Source organism: Variovorax sp. V116 (assembly GCF_041154435.1).
Lineage (GTDB): Bacteria > Pseudomonadota > Gammaproteobacteria > Burkholderiales > Burkholderiaceae_C > Variovorax > Variovorax paradoxus.
Genome location: NZ_AP028661.1, coordinates 1,900,548 through 1,920,769, shown reverse-complemented (window position 1 = coordinate 1,920,769; position 20,222 = coordinate 1,900,548). Strand labels below are relative to the sequence as shown.

The 20,222-nt window shown below is 69.0% G+C and carries 19 protein-coding genes and 1 pseudogene; 9 read left to right on the top strand and 11 right to left on the bottom strand.

Annotated features, from left to right (window positions below):
- Positions 1–15: 15 nt before the first annotated feature.
- On the top strand, positions 16–1,146 hold the full coding sequence (locus ACAM58_RS09015) for an HPP family protein (RefSeq protein WP_012746902.1): 1,131 nt from the start codon (positions 16–18) through the stop codon (positions 1,144–1,146).
- A gap of 19 nt (positions 1,147–1,165) precedes the next feature.
- Positions 1,166–1,486 (top strand): quaternary ammonium compound efflux SMR transporter SugE, encoded by a 321-nt coding sequence (gene sugE / locus ACAM58_RS09010; RefSeq protein WP_012746901.1) that lies wholly within the window; start codon positions 1,166–1,168, stop codon positions 1,484–1,486.
- Positions 1,487–1,495: 9 nt separating this feature from the next.
- Here the strand turns inward: sugE and ACAM58_RS09005 are convergent, their stop codons facing one another.
- Genes ACAM58_RS09005 through ACAM58_RS08995 form a run of 3 tightly spaced genes read right to left on the bottom strand, consistent with a single transcriptional unit; the run spans position 1,496 to position 4,669 of the window.
- Positions 1,496–2,482, bottom strand: a complete 987-nt coding sequence (locus tag ACAM58_RS09005; protein WP_012746900.1) for a tripartite tricarboxylate transporter substrate binding protein — start codon at positions 2,480–2,482, stop codon at positions 1,496–1,498.
- Positions 2,483–2,519: 37 nt separating this feature from the next.
- A complete protein-coding gene (locus ACAM58_RS09000; RefSeq protein WP_012746899.1) occupies positions 2,520–3,725 on the bottom strand; it encodes a CoA transferase in 1,206 nt (401 codons plus the stop codon).
- A complete protein-coding gene (locus ACAM58_RS08995; protein ID WP_012746898.1) occupies positions 3,722–4,669 on the bottom strand; it encodes a hydroxymethylglutaryl-CoA lyase in 948 nt (315 codons plus the stop codon). The genes ACAM58_RS09000 and ACAM58_RS08995 overlap by 4 nt, the downstream gene beginning before the upstream one ends.
- Positions 4,670–4,767: 98 nt before the next feature.
- Here ACAM58_RS08995 and ACAM58_RS08990 point away from each other — a divergent pair, with 98 nt between their 5' ends.
- The 3 genes and pseudogenes from ACAM58_RS08990 to ACAM58_RS08980 all read left to right on the top strand — a co-directional run bounded on the left by ACAM58_RS08990 (position 4,768) and on the right by ACAM58_RS08980 (position 7,431).
- On the top strand, positions 4,768–5,685 hold the full coding sequence (locus ACAM58_RS08990) for a LysR family transcriptional regulator (RefSeq protein ID WP_012746897.1): 918 nt from the start codon (positions 4,768–4,770) through the stop codon (positions 5,683–5,685).
- Positions 5,686–5,806: 121 nt separating this feature from the next.
- Positions 5,807–6,700: pseudogene (locus ACAM58_RS08985) on the top strand (MBL fold metallo-hydrolase); the annotation flags it as partial.
- A gap of 56 nt (positions 6,701–6,756) precedes the next feature.
- Complete coding sequence (locus ACAM58_RS08980; RefSeq protein ID WP_244883482.1) at positions 6,757–7,431, top strand: DsbA family protein; 675 nt, start codon at positions 6,757–6,759, stop codon at positions 7,429–7,431.
- A gap of 22 nt (positions 7,432–7,453) precedes the next feature.
- Here ACAM58_RS08980 and ACAM58_RS08975 read toward each other — a convergent pair whose 3' ends face one another.
- The 7 genes from ACAM58_RS08975 to ACAM58_RS08945 all read right to left on the bottom strand — a co-directional run bounded on the left by ACAM58_RS08975 (position 7,454) and on the right by ACAM58_RS08945 (position 14,965).
- Positions 7,454–9,154, bottom strand: coding sequence for a tannase/feruloyl esterase family alpha/beta hydrolase (locus tag ACAM58_RS08975; RefSeq protein WP_012746894.1), 1,701 nt, complete (start codon positions 9,152–9,154; stop codon positions 7,454–7,456).
- A gap of 30 nt (positions 9,155–9,184) precedes the next feature.
- On the bottom strand, positions 9,185–9,889 hold the full coding sequence (locus tag ACAM58_RS08970; RefSeq protein ID WP_012746893.1) for an ABC transporter ATP-binding protein: 705 nt from the start codon (positions 9,887–9,889) through the stop codon (positions 9,185–9,187).
- Complete coding sequence (locus tag ACAM58_RS08965) at positions 9,882–10,643, bottom strand: ABC transporter ATP-binding protein (protein WP_012746892.1); 762 nt, start codon at positions 10,641–10,643, stop codon at positions 9,882–9,884. Before ACAM58_RS08965 ends, ACAM58_RS08970 begins: the two co-directional genes overlap by 8 nt.
- Complete coding sequence (locus ACAM58_RS08960; RefSeq protein ID WP_012746891.1) at positions 10,640–11,626, bottom strand: branched-chain amino acid ABC transporter permease; 987 nt, start codon at positions 11,624–11,626, stop codon at positions 10,640–10,642. Before ACAM58_RS08960 ends, ACAM58_RS08965 begins: the two co-directional genes overlap by 4 nt.
- Positions 11,627–12,499 (bottom strand): branched-chain amino acid ABC transporter permease, encoded by an 873-nt coding sequence (locus ACAM58_RS08955; protein ID WP_012746890.1) that lies wholly within the window; start codon positions 12,497–12,499, stop codon positions 11,627–11,629.
- 341 nt (positions 12,500–12,840) lie between these two features.
- The gene (locus ACAM58_RS08950; protein WP_012746889.1) at positions 12,841–14,016 is read right to left on the bottom strand and encodes an ABC transporter substrate-binding protein; all 1,176 of its coding nucleotides are present in this window, start codon (positions 14,014–14,016) and stop codon (positions 12,841–12,843) included.
- A gap of 175 nt (positions 14,017–14,191) precedes the next feature.
- Positions 14,192–14,965: a GntR family transcriptional regulator gene (locus ACAM58_RS08945; protein WP_012746888.1), complete on the bottom strand. Its 774-nt coding sequence runs from the start codon at positions 14,963–14,965 to the stop codon at positions 14,192–14,194.
- 164 nt (positions 14,966–15,129) lie between these two features.
- On the opposite strand from ACAM58_RS08945, the gene ACAM58_RS08940 reads away from it, so the two are divergent.
- Genes ACAM58_RS08940 through ACAM58_RS08930 form a run of 3 tightly spaced genes read left to right on the top strand, consistent with a single transcriptional unit; the run spans position 15,130 to position 18,358 of the window.
- Positions 15,130–16,251, top strand: a complete 1,122-nt coding sequence (locus ACAM58_RS08940) for a 5-methyltetrahydropteroyltriglutamate--homocysteine S-methyltransferase (RefSeq protein ID WP_012746887.1) — start codon at positions 15,130–15,132, stop codon at positions 16,249–16,251.
- A gap of 27 nt (positions 16,252–16,278) precedes the next feature.
- Positions 16,279–16,944 (top strand): glutathione S-transferase family protein, encoded by a 666-nt coding sequence (locus ACAM58_RS08935; protein WP_012746886.1) that lies wholly within the window; start codon positions 16,279–16,281, stop codon positions 16,942–16,944.
- A gap of 34 nt (positions 16,945–16,978) precedes the next feature.
- A complete protein-coding gene (locus ACAM58_RS08930) occupies positions 16,979–18,358 on the top strand; it encodes a phospholipase D-like domain-containing protein (RefSeq protein WP_012746885.1) in 1,380 nt (459 codons plus the stop codon).
- Here the strand turns inward: ACAM58_RS08930 and ACAM58_RS08925 are convergent.
- Entirely contained in the window at positions 18,336–19,043 is a 708-nt protein-coding gene (locus ACAM58_RS08925) for a TetR/AcrR family transcriptional regulator (protein WP_027730624.1), read from the bottom strand. The genes ACAM58_RS08930 and ACAM58_RS08925 overlap by 23 nt on opposite strands.
- A 99-nt stretch (positions 19,044–19,142) precedes the next feature.
- On the opposite strand from ACAM58_RS08925, the gene ACAM58_RS08920 reads away from it, so the two are divergent.
- A complete protein-coding gene (locus ACAM58_RS08920; RefSeq protein WP_012746883.1) occupies positions 19,143–20,153 on the top strand; it encodes an HlyD family efflux transporter periplasmic adaptor subunit in 1,011 nt (336 codons plus the stop codon).
- The last annotated feature ends 69 nt before the right edge of the window (positions 20,154–20,222 follow it).

The following is a 20,222-nucleotide window of genomic DNA, read 5'->3' as shown; positions in this document are numbered from 1 at the left end:
AAGAGCGATACCCGCATGCGGACCTCCCCGTTCCTGACCTACGCGCGCGCCTGGTTGCCGGGCCGCACCACCGTCGACATGCGCGAGAGGCTGCGCGCGGTCTGCGGGGCCGCCATCGGCCTGCTCGTCACGGCCGTGCTGTGCCGCTGGCTGGCCGAGCCGCTGGGCAGCAGCGTCTGGCTGATCGCGCCGCTGGGGGCCAGCGCCGTGCTGGTGTTCGCGGTGCCCGCGAGTCCGCTGGCGCAGCCCTGGTCGGTGATCGGCGGCAACACGCTGTCGGCGATGGTCGGCATCGCCAGCGTGAGCTGGATCCCCGACCCGGCGCTGAGCGCCGCGGTGGCGGTGGCCGCCGCCATCGGCGTGATGTTCTTCGCACGCTGCCTGCATCCGCCGGGCGGCGCGGCGGCGCTGCTCGCGGTGCTCACGCACACCACGCACTTCTCGTCCGCCCTCTTTCCGTTCTTCACCAATTCGCTGCTGCTGGTGCTGGCGGGCGTGGCCTACAACTCGCTCACGGGCAGGCGCTATCCGCATGTGCAGGTCGCGCAGCCGCCGCGCACCGATGCGCGCTTCAGCCAGGCCGACATCGATGCGGTGCTGGCGCGCTACAACCAGGTGCTGGACATCAGCCGCGACGACCTCGAATCGCTGATCCAGCAGACCGAGCTCGAGTCGTACAAGCGCCGGCTCGGCACCCTGCACTGCGGCGACATCATGTCGCGCGACCCGGTGTCGGTGGAGTTCGGCACGCCGCTGCAGGAGGCCTGGATGCTGATGAACCAGCGCCGCATCAAGGCGCTGCCGGTCACCGACCGCACGCGCCGCGTGGTCGGCATCGTGACGCAGGCCGACTTCTTCCGCCAGCTCGACCTGGAGCACCACGAAGGCATTGCCGGCCGCCTGCGCGACCTGATCCGCGCCACGCGCACCGTGGTGTCGAACAAGCCGGAGGTGGTGGGCCAGATCATGACGCGCCAGGTGCGCGTGGCCAGCGCGGACCGCCCGGTGGTCGACCTGGTGCCGCTGTTCTCCGAGGGCGGCCACCACCATATCCCCATCATCGACCATGAAAAGCGGCTCACCGGCATGATCACGCAGTCGGATTTCGTGCGCGCCCTCTACCGTGCCGTGCGGCCGGAGAACTGAAACTTTTCAAGGAGCGTGCATGGCGTGGATCGTTTTGCTGGTGGCGGGGCTGCTCGAAATGGGCTGGGCCATCGGGCTCAAGTACACCGAAGGATTCACCAGGTTCTGGCCTTCCGTCGGCACTGCGATCTCGATGGTGCTCAGCGTGGTGCTGCTGGGCTGGGCGATGCGCTCGCTGCCCGTGGGCACGGCCTACGCGGTGTGGACCGGCATCGGTGCCGTGGGCACGGTGATCCTGGGCATCGTGCTGTTCCATGAGCCCGCCAACGCCGCGCGCCTCATCTGCGTGGGCCTGATCGTCGCGGGCATCCTCGGGCTCAAATTCACGAGCGCTGCCTGAATCGGTGCTTCACTCCAGCACCACGTTCGCCTTCTTCACCAGCGCCGCATAGCGCGCCGCCTCGCTGCGGAAGTAGCTCGCGGCCTGCTCGGGCGAGGTGGGCTTGATGATGTTGCCCTGCTTGTCCATGGCCTCACGCACCTCGGCGCTCGCGAAGGCCGCGGCCACGGCGTCGTGCACGCGCTGGACGTCGGCAGGCTGCATCTTCGGCGGGCCGATCACCGCGAACCAGCCTTCCACGACGTAGTTGGGCAGGCCCTGCTCGGCGATGGTGGGAATGTCGGGCGCGGCCGGCGAGCGTGCCGGGCCGCACAGGCCGATGGCGCGCAGCGCGCCGCTCTTGAGGTGCGGCTGCACCGCGGGCAGCGCCACCACGCCCATCTCGACCTGCCCCGCGATCATGTCGGTGACCATCGGGCCGGTGCCCTTGTAGGGAATGTGGCGCGCCTTCACGCCGGCCTCTTCCATGAACATCTCGCCGGCCAGGTGGATGATGGTGCCGTTGCCCGACGAGGCGTAGTTGTAGCTCTCGGGCCGGGCGCGCAGCAGCGCCACCAGTTCCTTCACGTTCTTCGCGGGCAGCTTGGAATTGACCACCAGCACCAGCGGCGTCGCGCCCACCACGCTGATCGGCGTGACGTCGCCGAGCGCGTCGAAGGGCATCTTCTTGTACACGGCCGGATTGATGACGTGGTTGTTCGACACCATGCCGAGCGTGAGCCCGTCGGGCGCGGCCTTGACGACGGCCGAGGTGCCGGTGATGCCGCCCGCGCCGGGCAGGTTCTCGATCACCACCGGCTGGCCGAAGGCCTTGCCGAGTGCAACCGAAGCCGCGCGCGCGATGGCGTCCACGCCCGAGCCGGCGCTGATCGGCAGGATGAAGCGGACGGGCTTGTCGGAGCCCTGTGCGATCGCGGGGCACGCCACCAGCGCAGCGGCGCAGGTGCCGAAGCCCAGGACGGCGCGGCGGGTCATCGGAGGAAGGATCGTGTGCATGGTCTTTGTCTCTCTTTATGTTTTTTGGAAAAGGCGTTCAGGCGACGGCCGATTCGGCCTGCATCGCGACCACCTGCGCATCGCCGTAGCCGAGCTCGGCGAGCAGCTCGCGCGTGTGCTCGCCGAGCGTCGGCGGGTCCAGGCGCACGCCCAGGCGCTCGCCGCCGAGCGTGATCGGGAACAGCGTGGTCTGCGCGGTCTGGCCGGCGCGCTCGCCGTCGGGCAGGCGGATGTCGGCGAGGCCGCCGGTCGCCTTCAGGTGCGGATCCTCGTAGAGGTCCTCGGGCCGCACGATGGGCGCGAACGGCAGGCCGCGCGCCTCGAAGATGGCCGACAGTTCGGCGGCCGGGCGGTCGGCCAGGCGCTGGCGCAGGTCCGCGAGCAAGGTGGGACGCAGGCGGACCCTGTCGTTGTTGGTGCGCAGCGCCGGGTCGGCCTTCAGGTCGTCGAAGCCCAGCGCGTCGCAGAACACGGTCCATTGCGCGTCGCTCACCGCGGCCAGGAAGATCTGCTCGCCGTCCTTCACGGTGAACACGTCGTACAGCCCCCAGGCCGAGATGCGCTGGGGCATCGGCGCGGCGGCCTGCCCGGTGATCGCGTACTGCAGCATGTGCTGGCCGACCAGGAACACGTTGTTCTCGAACAGCGCCGACTGCACCTCCTGGCCCTTGCCGGTCTGCGCGCGCTGCATCAGCGCCGCCATGGCGCCGATCGCGCCGAACATGCCGCCCATGATGTCGTTCACGCTGCTGCCCGCGCGCAGCGGGTCGCCGGGGCGGCCCGTCATGTAGGCCAGGCCGCCCATCATCTGCACCACTTCGTCGAGGGCCGTGCGGTGCTCGTAGGGGCCGGGCAGGAAGCCCGTGTGGTTGACGTACACCAGGCGTGGGTTGAGCTTGCCGAGCGCGGCATGGCCCAGGCCGTACTTGTCCATGGTGCCGGGCCTGAAGTTCTGCGCCACCACGTCGGCGGTGGCGCACAGGCGCAGCGCCGCTTCCAGCCCCTGCGGGTGGCGCAGGTCGAGCGCGATGCTCTTCTTGTTGCGGTTGAACATCGGAAAGAAACCGGCGCCCGCGCCCAGCAGGTGCCGCGTGCGGTCGCCGTCGATCGGCTCGACCTTGATGACCTCGGCGCCGAGGTCGGCCAGCACCATGCCGCAGGTCGGGCCCATGACCATGTGCGTGAACTCGACCACGCGAATGCCCGTGAGCGGCAGGCGTTTTTCTTCGGTGGCCGCGTTCATGCGGCCACTCCGGCGGTTGCCGCGAAGGTCTTCGGGAAACCCGCGCGCCACACCGTGCCCTGCAGCGTCTCGCCTTCGAGCCAGCCGGCCACGCGCTGGCGCAGGCCGAGCAGCTTCGGCAGGTCGACGCCGGTTGCAACGCCCATGCTTTCGAGCATGAAGACGAGGTCTTCGGTGTCGACGTTGCCGCTGGCACCGGGCGCATGCGGGCAGCCGCCGATGCCGGCCAGGCAGGCGTCGAAACGCGCGATGCCGACTTCCAGTGCGGCGTAGACGTTGGCGAGCCCCAGGCCGCGCGTGTCGTGGAAATGGCCGCACCACAGGCGCTCGCCCGCGATGCGCTGCGCGCGCTCGAACAGGCTGCGGACCATCGCGGGATCGGCATAGCCGACGGTGTCCGCCAAGCTCACGCGGTCGGCGCCCGCATCGAGCAGCGCCTGCATCAGCCGCAGCACCTCGCCGGAGTCCACATGGCCCTGGATCGTGCAGCCGAACGCAGTGCCCACGCCGCCCTCGATCAAGGTCCTGGAGCCCGCGGCGTCGCGCGCGGCGCGGATGCGCGCGACCTCGGCCACCACTTCGTCGGGCGTCTTGCGCAGGTTGGCAAGGCTGTGGGCGTGGCTGGCGGACAGCGGCACCATCATGAGATCGGCCTCGCCGGCAATGGCCAGTTCGGCGCCGCGCAGGTTGGGCACCAGCACCGAGGCGACGAGCCCGGGCAGCGTCTTTGCAAAGGCCAGCAGCTCGGCCGTGTCGGCCAGTTGCGGCAGCAGGCGCGCGGGCACGAAGGAGCCGACTTCGATCTCGCGCTGGCCGGCGGCGTGTGCAGCGCGGATCCATTCGAGCTTCTGGGCGGTGGGCAGGGTTCTGGCGATGCTCTGCAGGCCGTCGCGCAGCCCCACTTCGCGAACGTCCGCGCTGGGCGGCAGGAAGGCATGAATCAAAACTGGTCTCCGTCGTGAGGGTCGGCGTCGATCTTAGAAGTTCCGATTTAATCCAGAAGGTATATTTTGGAAGCCATTCGATTCCAGAACGGAACATCATGAGAGACCTCGACCTCACCACGCTCCGCCTCTTCGTCGCCGTCTGCGAGACCCGCAGCATCGCGCGTGCGGGCGAGCAGGCCAGCATCGTCGGCTCGGCCATCAGCAAGCGCCTGGCCCAGCTCGAGGACGCCGTCGGCACGCCGCTGCTGCTGCGCAAGCGCCGCGGCGTGGTGCCCACGCCCGCCGGCGAAACGCTGCTCGAGCATGCGCGCGCGATGCTCGGCAGCGCCCACCGCATCGAGCGCGACATGGCCGCCTATGCAGGCGGCGCGCGCGGGCATGTGCGCATCCTGGCCTCGGCCTCGGCGCTGGCCGAATCGCTGGCCGAGGACGTGGCGAACTTCCTGCAGAACCCCGCGCACCGCAACATCCGCGTCGACATGGAAGAGCGCGTCAGCCCCGAGATCGTGCGCGGCATCCGCGAGGGCAGCGCCTCGATCGGCCTGTGCTGGGACGCGGCCGACCTCGAGGGCCTGCAGCGGCGCGACTACCGCACCGACCACCTCGCGATCGTCGCGCACCCCTCGCATCCGGCGGCGCGCCACGGCCAGGTGCGCTTCGAGGACGTGCTCGGCCATGAATTCGTCGGCATGCCCGCGCTGAGCGCCGTGCAGCTGATGCTCGCGCGCGAAGCGGCGGTGGCGGGCAAGCCGCTGGTGTACCGCGTGCTGGTGTCCAACTTCGATGCCGCCCTGCGCGTGGTGCGGGCCGGGCTCGCGATCAGCGTGGTGCCGGCCGAGGTGGCGCGGCCCTTCACCGACACCTACGGGCTGCGGCTGATGCCGCTCGCCGATGCCTGGGCGCGCCGCCGATTCGCGATCTGCTTTCGCGACGAAGCGGCGCTCTCGCCGTCGGCGCAACTGCTGGTGGCGCATCTCGAACGGTGCGCGACCGAGCGCGAGGTCGCTGGGTGATTCGTTCGAAATGCGAAACTATTCATTGGCAAATACAGGGTTTTTGTTTCCATTCACGAAACCTAACATTCGGGCTGTCCGCGCTGCCATCCCGCCAACGCCACTCCACCGAAAGACCCGAATGTTCCGCAGAACCCTTCTCTCCGCCGCCGCGCTCGGCGCCGCCCTGTCGTTCGCTGCCCTGGCGGCCCATGCCGCCGAGCCGCTCAAGCTGGAGGTGTACAACCCCGGCGCCAAGTCGATGTTCCCGGTGTCTTCCGAACTGGTCATGGGCCAGGCCGATGCCGTGCTGATCGACGCGCAGTTCCAGCGTAACGACGCCGAGGCGCTGGTGCAGAAGATCAAGGCCAGCGGCAAGAAGCTGACCACGGTCTACATCAGCCACAGCGACCCCGACTACTACTTCGGCCTCGACGTGATCCAGGCCGCGTTCCCCGACGCAAGGATCGTCGCCACGCCGCAGACCGTGGCAGCCATCCAGGCCTCCAAGGACGGCAAGCTCGCGCACTGGGGCCCGATCCTGAAGGACAACGCGCCCAAGGCGCTGGTCGTGCCCGAGCCGCTGGCCGGCGACAGCATCACGCTCGAAGGCCGCAAGATCCATGTCGTCGGCCTCGACGGCCCCACGCCCGAACGCACCTTTGCATGGATCCCCTCGCTCAAGGCGGTGGTCGGCGGCATTCCGGTCTCGGCCAACATCCATGTGTGGGTGGCCGACACGCAGACGCCCGCCTCGCGCCGCGACTGGATCAAGACCCTCGGCCGCATCGAGGCGCTGCGCCCGAAGACCGTGGTGCCCGGCCACTACCTTCCGAATGCGGACGGCAGTGCGCCCTACGCGCTCGCCTCGGTGAAGTTCACGCGCAGCTACCTGCAGGCCTTCGAGACCGAGGCGAAGAAGGCCGCGGACTCGGCCGCGCTCATTGCCGCGATGAAGAAGCGCTACCCGAAGCTCGAAGGCGCCTCGTCGCTCGAACTGGGCGCCAAGGTCATCAAGGGAGAAATGAAGTGGCCGCAGTGAACGACAACCCATCGGCAGCAGGCGCCACGCTGCACTACATCTTCGATCCGATGTGCGGCTGGTGCTATGCGGCTGCGCCGCTGGTCGAGGCGGCGCGCGGCGTGCCGGGCCTCAAGGTCGCGTTCCACGGCGGCGGCATGATGACCGGCGCCAATCGGCGTGCGATCACGCCGCAATGGCGCGACTACGTGATGCCGCACGACCGCCGCATTGCCGAGCTCACGGGCCAGCCCTTCGGCGAAGCCTACTTCGACGGCCTGCTGCGCGACACCGGCGCGGTGATGGACTCCGAGCCGCCGACCACCGCGGTGCTCGCGGCCGAGGCGCTGCGCGAAGGCGGCGGCCTCGACATGATCCATCGGCTGCAGCGCGCGCACTATGTCGAAGGCCGGCGCGTGGCCGATGCGGACGTGCTCACGGCGCTGGCAACGGAGCTCGGCTTCGATGCAGGCGCCTTCGCATCGGCCTTCTCGCGCCTTGGCGGCGAAGCGACCTCCCGGCACATCGCCGCAAGCCGCCAGCTGCTGCAGCGCGCGGGCGGCCAGGGCTTTCCGACCTTCGTGCTGGCGCAGGCCGACGGCAGCGAGGGCCGGATCGAGATCGGTCCCTGGCTCGGCCGTACCGAAGAATGGAAGGCGCAGCTCGCCGGGCTCGTGCTGCCCTCGCCGGCCACGGCGGCGGGCGCCGGCCCGACCTCATGCGGGCCCGACAGCTGCGCAGTCTGAGAAGCCGTTCAGCCCCGCCGCGCTACCTGCTGCACTGAAAACTGGCGGCCTGCGACACATCGCCGCCGGTGTAGCGCGGCCACAGCGGCCATTCGCACAGCGGGCGCGCACGCACGGCCTTGAACGGCGGCGGCACTTCCTGCTCGACCAGCTGCAGCCCGCTGGGCGCACGGCCGCGCTCGACCCAGTCGGCCAGCGCGCCGAGCATGTCGACGTTGGCCGGCGCACCGCTGCCCACGTGATCGACGCCGGGCGCGGTGTACAGGCGCAGGAAGCGGTCCGCGTTGTCGCGGCCCATGCGCGCGACGATCGACTCGTAGTAGCGGATGCCTGCGAACGGGCTCTGCGCATAGTCGGCCATGTGCTCCAGCATCAGCAGCTTGCCGCCGCGCGCGTGGAAAGCGCCCAAATCGGGGTTCGTCGAATCCATCAGCTGCGAGACGGCGGCGATGCGCGCGGCAAAGTCTTCCGCGCGGTAGTTGCGCACGTCGAGCGACGGGTTGCGCGCATAGAAATACTGCAGCGCGCCGCTGCCGTAGAACCACGCGATGCCGTTGCTCGGCTGCGGCGGCACGGTGGGCGCGCTGGTGCCCGTCCACCACGCGTTCCATCCGCCCATCGATGCGAAAGCCGGCGTCGCCTCGCCACCGATGCCCCAGCCGGGGTATTCGGTGACGCCATGGGCCAGCGGCACGGGCGAGCGCCACGGCGAACGCAGCGTGCGCACCGCCTGCACCTGCGCATCGTTCAGGCAGTTGTCGCCGCTCGTGCCCGCCGCGCAGCGCAGGCTCGCCGGATCGAAGCGCTGCAGGCAGGCCACCGGGTTCGACACGATGCGGTCCGCCGCGCCATCCGCGGCATCGCACGATGCGAGCACGGCGTTGTGCACCAGCTGCACCTGCGCGGGCCGTAGCCATCCTTCGCCGAAGGTGGCGATGCCGTTGCGCGTGCCGGCGTGCTGGAGCCCGGTCCAGTTGATGACCGGTACGCGGCTGAAGATGCCGTCGAAGTCCTGCGGATAGCGCTGCGCCATCGTGAGCGCCTCGCGCCCGCCTTCGGAGCTGCCCATGAAGTACAGCTTCTGCGGCGCCTGCCCGTAGGCGCGCTGCATCAGCGCCACCGCCACGTCGCGCACCTTCTTGTACGAGGCGTGGGCGAAGTTCGCCAGCGCCTCGTCGTTGAGCGCAAAGGCCTGCGGCGGCTGACCGGCCACGTTCTGGTGGCCGGAGTCGGTGCCGTAGGTCACGTAGCCCTGCGCGAGCGGTGTCGGCTGGTCGAAGCGCGCAGCCGGCACCAGCGCAAGGCCAGTGATCAGCGTGCCGTTGAAACCGCCGCCGCCGTACTGCACGCTGCGCCCGTTCCATGCGAGCGGCAGGTTGACCCGGAACAGGATCGGGGGTGCCGCGGCATCGAGCGGCGCAATGCGGCCGAGCACCGCACAGTGCGCAGGCGTTGCCGGCGTGATGCGCGCGGCCGGGCTGGGGCCGCGCTCGGCGACGGCAAGCGCCGTGGCGGGAACGAGCGTGGCCGAATCGATCGTGGCCGCGCCGCTCGGCAGGCCGATGGCCGCGGGCGCGACCGGCGCGGCGGCAAGGGCCGCACAGGCCGCCGCCGGATCTGCGCCGAGGCCGAGGCTCTTCGGGCCGGTGGTGCCGCAAGCGGCGAGCAATGCGGCGGCCGCCAGCATGGCGCCCCCGCTGAGCACTGTCTTCGGGATCGCCATTTTTCTGTCTCCTTCTTGTTCGCCGGGCCGCTAGCGCGCCACGCCCAGCAAGCGTTCGAGCACTTGAGGCTGGCTGCGCAATGCCGCGGCACTGTCGGCATGCACGATGGTCCCGTGGTCGAGCACCACGGCGTGGTCGGAAATCGCGAGGATCGCCTGCGGATGCTGCTCCACGATGATCGCGGCCAGCCCCTCGTCCTGCGTGATGCGGCGGATGGCGCGCAGCAGCTCTTCCACGATGATCGGCGCCAGCCCTTCGAGCGGCTCGTCGAGCAGCAGCAGCTTCGGGTTGAGCACCAGCGCGCGGCCCACGGCCAGCATCTGCTGCTCGCCGCCCGACAGCTGCGTGCCCAGGTTGGTCTTGCGCTCGGCCAGGCGCGGGAACATCTCGTAGACGCGCTGCGGGTTCCACTTGCCGGGCCGCTCGACCGCCGTGAGGTTCTCGTGCACCGTGAGCGACTTGAAGATGTTGCGCTCCTGCGGCACCCAGCCGATGCCGCCCGCCGCGCGCTGGTGCGGCGCCAGCTTGTGCAGCGCCAGTCCAGCCAGCGAGATGCTCCCGCCGTGCTGCCGCGTCGCACCCGCCAGCGTGTTGATCAGCGTGGTCTTGCCCGTGCCGTTGCGGCCCAGCAGCGCCAGCGTCTGGCCTTCGCCGAGCGCGAAGGCCACGTCGTGCAGCACCACGGCCTCGCCGTAGCCGGCGCTCAGGTTCTCGATGCGCAGCAGTTCAGACATGAACGGCATCTCCATGGCCCAGGTAGACCTCTTTCACCTTCGGATCGTTGGCGATGGTTTCGGGGTCGCCTTCCGTCAGCAAGGTGCCGTTGACCAGCACCGTCATGCGGTCGGCAAAGCTGAACACCAGGTCCATGTCGTGCTCGATCAAGAGCACCGACACGTCGGCCGGCAATGCGGCCACCGTCTGCAGCAGCTCCTCGCGCTCGCCGGCGGGAACGCCCGCCACCGGTTCGTCGAGCAGCAGCACGCGCGGCTCGCAGGCCAGCGCAATCGCAATCTCGAGCAGGCGTCGCTTGCCGTAGGCCATGAACTTCGTCTGCTGCTGCGCCACGTCGCCGAGGTGGAACTGCTCGAGCAGCTGCGCCGCGCGCTCCGTCACGGCCTTGCTGGACCCCAGCGGGCGCCACCATTGCGAGGCGATGCCCTGGTGCTGCGAGACCACGAGCGCCAGTGTTTCGAGCGGCGTCATCGAGTCGAACAGCTGGTTGATCTGGAAGGTGCGCACCAGGCCGCGCGCCACGCGCTTGTGCGGCGCGAGCGTGGTGATGTCTTCGCCGAGCAGCGAGATGCGGCCTTCGGTGGGCACGAGCACGCCCGTCAGCAGGTTGATGAGCGTGGTCTTGCCGGCACCGTTGGGGCCGATCAGCGCATGGCGCGCGCCGCGCTTGAGCTCCATCGTGACGTTGTTGGTGGCCGTGATGCCGCCGAAGCGCATCACCAGGCCCTGTGTCGAAAGCACGGTCTCGGTCATGCCGCGCCTCCCTTCTTCCTCTTGCCCAGCCAGGTCCACGGCTTGAGCACGCGGTCGCGCCCCACGAGCACCAGCAGCACCAGCAAGAGGCCGATCCAGAACATCCAGTACTGCGGCGTCACGGCCGAGAGCCAGTTCTGCAGCAGCTTGAAGACGATGGCGCCCGCCACGCCGCCATAGAGCCAGCCCACGCCGCCGATCACCAGCATCAGCAGCACGTCGGCCGAGCGGTCGAAGGCCAGCACGTCGAGCGAGGCAAAGCCCGTGGTCTGCGCGAGCAGCGCGCCCGCGGCACCGGCAATGCCGGCGGCCACGGTGTAGATGACGACGACCCGCGACACCACCGGAATGCCGATGGCCATGGCGCGCAGCCGGTTGTCGCGGATGGCCTTCAGCGTGGCGCCGAAGGGCGAATGCACGATGCGGCGCATCGCGAGGAACAGCAGCAGCATCACCGTCAGCGAATACCAGGCCGCCGTGCGGCCGTAGAGGTCGAACGCGAACAGGCCGAGCACCGGCCCCATCACCACGCCCTGCAGGCCGTCGGCACCGCCCGTGAGCCAGTCGAGCTTGTTGGCGAGTTCGAGCAGGAGCAGCGCAGTGCCCAGCGTCACCATCAGCCGCGTGAGGTCGCTGCCGCGCAGGATCGTGACGCTGGCGATCAGGCCGAGCATGGCCGAGAGCACGGCGGCCACCACCAGCCCCACGGTCGGGTCGGGCATCACGAGCTTGGCGAACAGCGCCGCGGCGTAGGCGCCAAAGCCGAAGAAGGCGGCATGCCCGAGTGACACGATGCCGGTGTAGCCGAGGATCAGGTCGAGCGACATCGCGAACAGCGCGACGATGGCGATCTCGTTGACCAGCAGCGAATGCGAGGGCATGAGGAACGGCAGCGCAAAGGCCACGGCCCAGGCCACGAATTCGAGCGGGCGCCAGCGCGCCTTGCGCAGCAGGGCCGATTGGTACGTTGAAGGCTCGTTCATTCAACGGCCTCCCTTGCGCGTGAACAGGCCCTGCGGCCGCCACATCAGGATCAGGATCATGAGCAGATAGACGGTGAACGCACCCATCTTCGGAATGAAGTACTTGCCCGCCACGTCGGCAATGCCGAGCAGCAGTGCGGCCGCGAGCGGCCCGGTGATCGACGAGGTGCCGCCGACGGACACCACGATCAGGAAATAGATCATGTACTTGAGCGGAAAGGTGGGGTCGAGCCCAAGGATCTCGGCGCCCAGCGCGCCGCCCAGCCCCGCGAGCCCCGAGCCGACCGCGAAGGTCAGCAGAAACACGATGTTGACGTTGATGCCCAGCCCTGCCGCCACGCGCGGATCGTCGACGGCGGCGCGCAGCCGGCTGCCGAAGCGCGTCTTCGACAAGATGAGCTGGAGCACCACCGTGAGCACGGCGCACACCGCGATGATGAAAAGCCGGTAGTGCCCCATGCCGAGCAGCAGTGCGCCGTCGCCGACTTCGGTGCGCCCGCGCAGCCATTCGGGCAGCTGGATGTTCTGCTGCGACGAACCGACAAAGTAGTCGACCGCCGCCACCGCCATGAACGCGAGGCCGATGGAAAACAGCACCTGGTCGAGGTGCGGCTTGCCGTACATCGGCCGGTAGAGCGTGCGCTCGAGCAGCGCCCCGGCCAGTGCCACCACGATGAAAGCGAGCGGCAGGCAGGCCAGAAACGGCACGCCCAGCTTCTGCATCGCAAACACCGTGAGGTACCCGCCCGCCATGGCAAAGGCGCCATGCGCCAGGTTGATGAAGTTCATCAGCCCGAGCGTCACGGCCAGCCCCACGGCGAGCACGAAGAGCAGCATGCCGTAGGCGATGCCGTCGAAAAGAATGGTCAACATGTCAAATCTCTTGCCGCGTGATGGTGTGGCTCTCGTTTCGGATGCTTTTGTTCGGGGCGCGTGCACAGGCCACCGGGTACTCCCCTCCGCGAATGTCCCCCGCCTTCGGCTCCTCCTTTATTTCGCTGCGGGGAGCACCCGATGCCCTGTGCACTGGACACGCTGCTGGTGTATCGCTGATCAACGACTGCTCCGCATCACGCTCCCGTCGATGGGGTGCCTTGCGCAGCGAAATCAAGGAGGAGGCCGCAGGCCGGGGGACATTCGCTTCGCCGCGTACCCCGTCGGCGGGAGCGAGCCCTGAACAGCAGCGCCCCCGAACGAAACACCTGGGCACCAAATTACTTCGCCTTGCCCGGATCCTTCACACCCTTGATCACATCGAACTCGACGTTGTAGAGCTGGCCGTCCTTCTTCTCGACCTTGCGCAGGTACACGTCCTGCACGATGTCGCGCGTCTGCGCGTCGATGTAGACCGGCCCGCGCGGGCTCTCGAAGATCTGGCCCTTCATGGCGGCCAAGAGCGCGTCGCCGCCGCCCTGCCCCTTGGTGGCCTTGAGCGCCTCGTAGATCACGCGCATGCCGTCATAGCCGCCCACGGCCATGAAGTTGGGGCGCATCTTCGGGTTGGCCTTCTGGAAGGCCTCGACGAACTTCTTGTTGGCAGGCGACGGATGCGCGGCCGAATAGTGGTGCGAGGTGACCACGCCCAGCGCGCCGTCGCCCATGTCGTTGAGCTGGTCGTCGTCGGTCACGTCGCCGGTGGCGATCATGCGGATGCCGGCCTTGTCCATGCCGCGCTCGAGAAACTGCTTCATCACGGCCGCGCCGGCGCCCGAGGGCACGAAGACGAACAGCGCATCGGGCTTGGCGTCGCGCACCTTCTGCAGGAACGGTGCGAAGTCGGGGTTGCGCAGCGGCACGCGCAGCTTCTCGATCACCTTGCCGCCGTTGAGCTGGAAGCGCTCGGTAAAAAACTTCTCGGCGTCGTTGCCCGGGCCGTAGTCGGCCACCAGCGTGACCACCGTCTTCACGCCGTTCTTGGGTGCCCAGTCGCCCATCGCCACCGACACCTGCGGCAGCGTGAAGCTCGAACGCACGATGTAGGGCGAGGCCTCGGTGATGCTCGACGTGGCCGCGGCCATCACCACCTGCGGCGTCTTCGATTGCGTGGCCAGCGGCGCGGCGGCCAGCGCGGCCGGCGTGACGCCGAAGCCCGCGATCACGTTCACCTTGTCGTTGACGATGAGTTCCTGCGCGAGGCGCTTGGTGACGTCGGGCGTGGCCACGTCGTCCTTGACGATCAGTTCGATCTTCTTGCCCGCCACGGTGTCGCCGTTCTGCGCCATGTACAGCCGGGCCGCCGCTTCGATCTGCCGGCCGGTGGAGGCCTGCTGCCCCGTCATCGGCAGGATCAGGCCGATCTTGAACTTGTTGCTGTCCTGCGCAGTGGCAAGCGACATGGAAAGCGCAAGCGCCGTGAGGCCTGCGGTCTGGATGAGATGGCGTCTTTGCATGAAGTTTTCCTTGGGGGGCGGATGCGAACGGGGAGCTATTTTTCAATACTTTGCAACATGCGGCGGAGCAGGCAATCACCTACTCCACCGCCGGGGCGCGCCTTTGTTGCGCGATGAACAAATGAACTGCGCGATGATCGCGCAGCGCAGCGGACTGCGTGCATGCATCCATTGCTCAGCCGCGGCGGCGGATCAGCTGCACGCCGGGCAGCGGGCGCTGTTCGGCGGTGGTCGCGCCATGCAGCGCCTCGCGCAGGTTGCGCCGCGCGATGCGGCTGTGCTCGCGCATCAGCGCCTCGGCACGCGAGCCTTCGCCGGCCTCGATGGCATCGAGCACCTGCAGGTGCTGGTCCTGCGCGATCACGAGCATGTCGCGCGCCGCGGGCGAATTGGCCTGCACGATGACAAAGCCCGAGGGCGACGCGAACGGCAGGTTGACCACGCGTTCGAGCTGCTGCGCAATGACCGGGCTGGCCGCCATCTCGCACAGCAGCGAATGGAACTTCTCGTTGTGCGTGACGTACCGCGAGAAGGCCGCGTCGTCGAGCGCGGGCTCGCGCAGCAGTTCGTCGATGCGTGCCAGGCAGGCGCGCGCCTCGCGCAGCACCACCGGCGCCGCGCCGCGTTCGGCCGCGAGCCGCGCCACCAGGCCTTCGAGCGTGCCGCGCAGCTCGATCGCATCGGCCACGTCGCGTTCGGAAAAAGTGCGCACCGCATAGCCGCCGTTGGGCAGCGCCTCGAGCAGGCCTTCCTGTTCGAGCCGCATGAGGGCGCTGCGCACCGGCGTGCGCGAGACGCCGAGCTGCTCGGAGATGGCCACCTCGGCAATGCGCGCACCGCCGGGCAGCTCGCCGGCCAGGATCATCTCGCGCAGCCGCAGCTGTGCCTTCACGGCCTGCGAGCCGCCGCCGTCCGCGGGTTCGACGGGTGATGCAGCTGCGGCTTTCATGCGGTTGCGGGTGTTCTCATGAATACTGAATGTATACAAATCTCACGAGACTTTCGCTGATGAAGCCCCGTATTGCGGGTAAACACCAAGCCCGTTGTACACACCAATGTCCGTTCCTGAGGCGATACGATGTCCATCGTTTTTCAGCCACGACGGAGATCACCATGTCCCAGCACGCCGCCCTGCCCGCCCGCTACGACCACGTCGGCAGTTTCCTGCGCCCCAAATACCTGCTCGAAGCACGCGAGCAAAAGGCCAAGGGCGAGATCACGCCCGAGCAGCTGCGCAAGGTCGAAGACAAGGCCATCACCGAGATCGTCCGGTTCCAGGAAGACATTGGCCTCAAGAGCATCACCGACGGCGAATTCCGCCGCACCTACTTCCACATCGATTTCCTCGACCAGCTCGGCGGCGTGAAGACCGACATTCCAGTCACCATCCGCAAGCCCGACGGCACCGAGGAACTCGCGCCGCCCGCGATGCGCGTGCTCGACAAGGTGCGCCACATCAAGGACATCCAGCTCGCCGACTTCCAGTACCTCAAGAGCCAGGTCTCGGCCGGCCGCACGCCCAAGGTGACGATTCCTTCGCCGACGATGCTGCACTTCCGCGGCGGCCGCGCCGGCATCAGCAAGGAGGCCTACCCCGAGCTCGACCCGGTGTTCTACGACGACGTCGCCAAGGCCTACGGCGACGAACTGCGCTCGCTCGCGGCCGCAGGCTGCACCTACGTGCAGATGGACGACACCAACCTGGCCTACCTGTGCGACGAGCACATGCGCGAAGCCGCCCGCAAGCGCGGCGACGATCCCAACGAGCTGCCGCACCGCTACGCCGCCTTCATCAACAAGGTGGTGGCACAGAAGCCGCCGGGCATGCTGCTGGCCATGCACCTGTGCCGCGGCAACTTCAAGAGCACCCACGCCGCGGCCGGCAACTACGAGCCGGTGGCCGAGGCGCTGCTGAAGGAAATGGACCTCGACGCCTACTTCATGGAATACGACGACGCGCGCTCGGGCGACTTCAAGCCGCTGCGCTACCTGCCCAAGGGCAAGACGGTGGTGCTGGGCCTCGTGACCACCAAGTTCGGCGAGATGGAAGACAAGGACGAGCTCAAGCGCCGCATCGAGGATGCCGCCAAGTACGCGCCGCTCGAGCAGCTCGCGCTGTCGCCGCAGTGCGGCTTCTCGAGCACGGTGCACGGCAACAACATCGCGGTGGAAGCGCAGCGCGCCAAGCTGCGCCTCGTGGTCGAGACCGCGCAGGAGGTCTGGGGCTCGACCTGAAGCGCCTTTCATGGTGAAGTCGGGGGCATGAAGACCCAGATCTATTCCGCCCCCCTCAGCATGTTCGGCGCCAAGGTGCAGATCGCCGCGCTCGAAAAAGGCGTCGATTTCGAACTGGTGATGGTGCCCTTCACCAAGGACGACACCTACGAGCCCAAGCACCCCGAGGTGCTGCGCGTCAATCCCGTGAAGCAGCAGGTGCCGATCCTGATCGACGGCGATGTCGAGCTGTTCGATTCGACCCAGATCTTCGAGTACCTCGAAGACCGGTATCCGAGTCCTGCGCTGTGGCCCCGCGGCATTGCCGAGCGGGCCCGCGCGCGGCAGCTCGAGCAGAAGTCGGACGAGGTGTTCTTCCCCAACGTGATCCGGCTCTTCGGCCTGCAGCACGACATGCAGAGCGCGCCCGCCGTGGCGGCCTGCGCCGCCTGCGCGCGCTACTACGAGGAAATGGAAGGCCTGCTGGCCACGCGCGAATACCTCGCTGGCCCCTACTCCTTCGCCGACATCGCCTTCTACATGGCGCATGTGTTCGCCGACCGCAAGGGCGCCGGCATGACCGGTGCCACGCCGCGGCTCGTGGCCTGGCGCGGCCGCGTGGGCGAGCGGCCCGCAGTGCGCGCGGCGGTCGATCCGATGATGCGCTTCCTGGCCTCCGAGGGTCGCGGTGTGCCGGCCTTCCTGCAACGCTGAGCGGCGCGGACCCGTCCTCGGGCATCATCGCCACATGCCGAATTCCATATTCGACTGGCTCCCCTCCCCGTCCCAGCATTTTCTCGTCGTCACCTTTGCGCTGCTGGTCTATGTGCTGACCACGCGCGCGCGCCGCGAGCAGCGCGCCCCCACCACGGCCATTGCCTGGGTCATGGGGCTGGTGCTGATGCCCTACATCATCCTGCCGATGTACCTGCTGTTCGGCCAGCGCAAGCTGCGACCCGCGGGCTCGCCGCGGCCGGCGCGCACGGCCGCGCGCGGGCACTGGGCGGCCGACCTCATCGAGAGCTTCGGCCTGGCGCCGCCCGGGCGCTGCGAGATCCGGCTGCATGCCGACGGCGACGCCGCGCGCGAGGCGCTGTGGCAGGTGATCGACGGCGCGCGCGAGCGCATCGACGTGTGCACCTTCATCATCGGCGACGACGCGCTGGGCCATGCCGTGATCGAACGGCTGGCGCTGCGCGCGCGCGAAGGCATCAAGGTGCGCGTGCTGCTCGACGGCTTCGGCGCGCTGACCCTGCCGCGCCGCCACATGCGCCTGCTGCGCGCGGCCGGCGGCGAGATCGCCGTGTTCCGCCCCTTCTTCAGCCTGCGCCGCATCGGGCCGCGCAACCTGCGCAACCACCGCAAGTTCACCATTGCCGACGACGGCTGGCTGTGGTCGGGCGGGCGCAACCTCGCGAGCGAATACTTCGCCGGCAACGACGCGCAACCCGACGCCTGGCGCGACCTTTCGTTCGACCTGCGCGGCAGCGTGGCCGCCGCGGCGGCGCGCCAGTTCGACCACGACTGGAGCTCGGTGCGCGGGCGCAAGGCGCGCGCCATCACGGCCGACGACGTGGCGGAAAGCGCAGGCAGCGCCATGGCCCAGTTCCTTCCGAGCGGCCCCGACCAGACCGAGGACACCGCCCACGCACTGCTGATCGACGCCTGCTTTCGCGCCGAGCACCGCGTGCTCGCCGTCACGCCCTACTTCGTGCCCGGCGACGGGCTGCGCGATGCGCTGCGGCTGGCCGCGCGGCGCGGCGTGCAGGTGACCATCGCCATGCCTGCGCGATCGAACCACCGCCTGGCGGACTTCGTGCGCGCACGGGCCATGCGCGACCTGGCGCGCGCCGGCGTGAGCTTTCGCATGCTGCCGTTCATGGCCCACGCCAAGGCCGTGGTGGTCGACGACGAACTGGCCATGTGCGGCTCCATCAACCTCGACCTGCGCAGCCTGCTGCTCAACCACGAGGCCGCCGTGGTGTTCTACGGCCCGCGCGAGATCGACTGGCTGGCCGAATGGATCGACACCATCGCCTCCGCCGGCGAGCCCTACCGCGCGCGGCGGCCGGGCCTGGTGCGCGACGTGGCCGAGGGGCTGCTGCTCACCGTCGCCTTCCAGCTTTAACGGGCGCCGCCTCCTTCGCGATGGCGTCGAGGCCCGCGAACACGTAGCGCATCAGGTCGTCCGCGAGGCCCTCGGCATCCTTCAGCGCCGGCAGCACCTTGCTCGCCAGGTCCTTGGGTGCCACCGTCATCACGATGCAGGGCAGCACCGCGAACAGCAGGCCACGCTGCACCGAGGGATGGTCCTCGGGCAGGCCCATGATGCCGCCGATCAGGCCGCGGATCAGCCGGGCCTTGGGCAGCACCGCCTGGCGGATCAGCGCGGGCAGCGCCGGAGACGGCGACAGCGCCTCGCGCAGCACCACGCGAAAGCCCCAGGGTGCCTTGGGCTGGCTGCCCATCTCGACCAGGTGCGTGAGGAAGGCGCGCAACTTGAGCCGCGGATCGCCGGCCTCGCTGGCCAGGCTGATCAGCTCGTCCATGCTCACGAGCTGGCGGTGCGCCTCGATCAGCACGGCCTCGTAGAGCCCGTCCCGGCTGCCGAAGTGGTAGTTGACCGCCGCCATGTTGGTGCCGGCGCGCGTGCAGATTTCCTTGCTGGTGCTCTCGGCGAAGCCGCGCTCGGCGAACAGTTGGCCCGCGGTTTCGAGGATGTGCAGGCGCGTGGTGCTGCCGTCGGTGCGCTGGGTGCGCGACGCGCCCTCGCGCGCGGCGGGGGAGCGGGTGGTGGAAGAGCGTGTCGCCATGCGCCAAGGTTAATCGAACTGAAAAAATACTTCAAATTCAAATTTCAATTTGATAACATCCGGCCGTTATCCGACCCGGAAACCGGCAGGAGCCCGCCCATGAACAAGAAACCCCTCATTGCCGCGGCCGCCGTGGCGCTGGCCGCCGCGGCCGGCGGCTGGTGGTACTTCAGCCGCTCGGCCACGCCCTCCGACCAGCTCGTGCTGTACGGCAACGTCGACGTGCGCCAGGTCTCGCTCGCCTTCAATGCCAACGAGCGCGTGGCGGAGCTCACGGTGCGCGAAGGCGACCACGTGCGGGCCGGGCAGGTGCTGGGCCGGCTCGACACGCGCTCGCTGGTGCTGCGCGTGGCGCAGGCGCAGGCGCGCATCGGCGTGCAGGAGCAGGCGCTGCTGCGCCTGAAGACCGGCAGCCGCCCCGAGGAACTGGCGCAGGCCGGCGCCCAGGTGGCCGCGGCGCAAGCCGATGCCGACCTGGCGCAGCAGCAGCTGGCGCGCCTGCAGGCCATCGGCCAGACCACCGCCGGCCGCGCCGTGAGCCAGCAGGACCTCGACAGCGCGCAGGCCCGCCGCAAGGTGGCGCTCGCGCAGCTGGACAACGTGCGCAAGGCGCAGCAGCTCGCGGTGGCCGGCCCGCGCAAGGAAGACATCGCGCAGGCGCAGGCCCAGCTCGAATCCGCGCGCGCCGATCTCGCGCTCATGAACCACCAGCTGGCCGAGGCCGAGCTCAGGTCGCCCATCGACGCCGTGGTGCGCGCCCGCCTGCTCGAGCCCGGCGACATGGCTTCGCCGCAGCGCCCGGCCTTCACGCTGGCCATCACCGATCCCAAGTGGATTCGCGCCTATGTGGCCGAGCCCGACCTCGGCCGCGTGCGGCCCGGCCAGCCGGCCAGTGTGGCCACCGACAGCCAGCCCGGCCAGCCGATCGCGGGCAAGGTGGGCTACATCTCGTCGGTGGCCGAGTTCACGCCCAAGACGGTGCAGACCGAGGAGCTGCGCAGCAGCCTGGTCTACGAGATCCGCGTGATGGTCGACGACAAGGAAGACCGGCTGCGGCTCGGCATGCCAGCCACGGTGCGGCTGCAGCTGTCGTCGACCGGCAAGCCGTGATGACCGATCTCATCGATCGTCCGTGCGCATTGCTCCCTCCCCTTCCGGGGGAGGGCTGGGGTGGGGGCG

What these genes read in the sequence shown, in the direction of transcription:
- ACAM58_RS09015 (WP_012746902.1), top strand. Translation starts at nt 16, where the DNA reads ATGCGGACCTCCCCGTTCCTGACCTACGCGCGCGCCTGGTTGCCGGGC.
- sugE (WP_012746901.1), top strand. Translation starts at nt 1,166, where the DNA reads ATGGCGTGGATCGTTTTGCTGGTGGCGGGGCTGCTCGAAATGGGCTGG.
- ACAM58_RS09005 (WP_012746900.1), bottom strand. Translation starts at nt 2,482, where the DNA reads ATGCACACGATCCTTCCTCCGATGACCCGCCGCGCCGTCCTGGGCTTC.
- ACAM58_RS09000 (WP_012746899.1), bottom strand. Translation starts at nt 3,725, where the DNA reads ATGAACGCGGCCACCGAAGAAAAACGCCTGCCGCTCACGGGCATTCGC.
- ACAM58_RS08990 (WP_012746897.1), top strand. Translation starts at nt 4,768, where the DNA reads ATGAGAGACCTCGACCTCACCACGCTCCGCCTCTTCGTCGCCGTCTGC.
- ACAM58_RS08980 (WP_244883482.1), top strand. Translation starts at nt 6,757, where the DNA reads ATGTGCGGCTGGTGCTATGCGGCTGCGCCGCTGGTCGAGGCGGCGCGC.
- ACAM58_RS08975 (WP_012746894.1), bottom strand. Translation starts at nt 9,154, where the DNA reads ATGGCGATCCCGAAGACAGTGCTCAGCGGGGGCGCCATGCTGGCGGCC.
- ACAM58_RS08970 (WP_012746893.1), bottom strand. Translation starts at nt 9,889, where the DNA reads ATGTCTGAACTGCTGCGCATCGAGAACCTGAGCGCCGGCTACGGCGAG.
- ACAM58_RS08965 (WP_012746892.1), bottom strand. Translation starts at nt 10,643, where the DNA reads ATGACCGAGACCGTGCTTTCGACACAGGGCCTGGTGATGCGCTTCGGC.
- ACAM58_RS08960 (WP_012746891.1), bottom strand. Translation starts at nt 11,626, where the DNA reads ATGAACGAGCCTTCAACGTACCAATCGGCCCTGCTGCGCAAGGCGCGC.
- ACAM58_RS08955 (WP_012746890.1), bottom strand. Translation starts at nt 12,499, where the DNA reads ATGTTGACCATTCTTTTCGACGGCATCGCCTACGGCATGCTGCTCTTC.
- ACAM58_RS08950 (WP_012746889.1), bottom strand. Translation starts at nt 14,016, where the DNA reads ATGCAAAGACGCCATCTCATCCAGACCGCAGGCCTCACGGCGCTTGCG.
- ACAM58_RS08945 (WP_012746888.1), bottom strand. Translation starts at nt 14,965, where the DNA reads ATGAAAGCCGCAGCTGCATCACCCGTCGAACCCGCGGACGGCGGCGGC.
- ACAM58_RS08940 (WP_012746887.1), top strand. Translation starts at nt 15,130, where the DNA reads ATGTCCCAGCACGCCGCCCTGCCCGCCCGCTACGACCACGTCGGCAGT.
- ACAM58_RS08935 (WP_012746886.1), top strand. Translation starts at nt 16,279, where the DNA reads ATGAAGACCCAGATCTATTCCGCCCCCCTCAGCATGTTCGGCGCCAAG.
- ACAM58_RS08930 (WP_012746885.1), top strand. Translation starts at nt 16,979, where the DNA reads ATGCCGAATTCCATATTCGACTGGCTCCCCTCCCCGTCCCAGCATTTT.
- ACAM58_RS08925 (WP_027730624.1), bottom strand. Translation starts at nt 19,043, where the DNA reads ATGGCGACACGCTCTTCCACCACCCGCTCCCCCGCCGCGCGCGAGGGC.
- ACAM58_RS08920 (WP_012746883.1), top strand. Translation starts at nt 19,143, where the DNA reads ATGAACAAGAAACCCCTCATTGCCGCGGCCGCCGTGGCGCTGGCCGCC.